This is a genomic window from Oleiphilus sp. HI0061, from assembly GCF_001635675.1.
The window spans coordinates 1-890 of the sequence record NZ_LWFE01000097.1 but is presented as its reverse complement, the minus strand read 5'-3'; the positions used below and the strand labels follow the sequence as shown (position 1 = coordinate 890).

The following is an 890-nucleotide window of genomic DNA, read 5'->3' as shown; positions in this document are numbered from 1 at the left end:
TGCTCGCTAGTATGAGTTCAGCACCTTTTGCTAATGAGCTGGCAGTACAAACGAGTGCAGAAAGTAATGAGTCAACCTATTGGGGGCTGGGCATTGGCTCTGTCTTAGGCGGCATTATTGCAGGCCCTCCGGGTATTGCTATAGGTGCTAGCTTGGGTGGTGCTTTTGGTTGGGGGCAAGATCAGCACGAGGCGCTTGAAGAGGCTCAGGAACAGTTGCACGAACAAGCGAACTTAGTGACGTCTAGCTCCAATGACTTGAACACAGAGATGGAAAAGCTAAGAGCAACCAGGGCTAAGTTAGGTGAGCTAAAGCGTCGCCATCACCATCAAACTGAAAAATTAAATGACTTACAAGCTGAGTTGGCGAGCAAGGTTCAAACCTTGGAACAGAGCGATTTGTCGAATCTTTTGAGTGCCTATACCCAAGAGATCTACTTTGAAAAAGGCCAAGCGCGTGTCCCCTCATATGTTAGCGATCGTATTTCCAGTATGGCGGAGTTCTTACAGCGCTATCCTCATCTACAGATAACTTTGACAGGCTTTAGCGACCAAAGTGGCCCGGCGATATTCAATCAAGAACTATCCCAAGCTAGGGCACAAGGCGTGAAAGATGCCTTGCTCGCACAAGGTATTTCGGCAGAGCGTATTGTGATTAAGTCAGTCGGTGAAAGCATGGCTCACGTGGCTGAAGGTGATGAGGGCAATGCAATTTTAGATCGTCGAGTAGCTATCGAGTTCAGCCAAAATATTTCTCAAGAAATGATTTCAACAAAAGAGGAGCCAATAGAACCTTCGCAAGTGATTGAAAGTACGTCGCTTGCAGAATTAAGTCAGTGAAAGTTCTTATTTGAATGCAGCTAAACGCCATGGCGACATTATATGTCGCTA

At 46.5% G+C, this 890-nt stretch carries 1 protein-coding gene; it reads left to right on the top strand.

What is annotated here, in order from left to right; genetic code table 11:
- Positions 1-839: OmpA family protein (locus tag A3735_RS01215; RefSeq protein WP_231882321.1), on the top strand; the 839-nt coding region annotated here is incomplete at its 5' end.
- Positions 840-890: the final 51 nt, after the last annotated feature.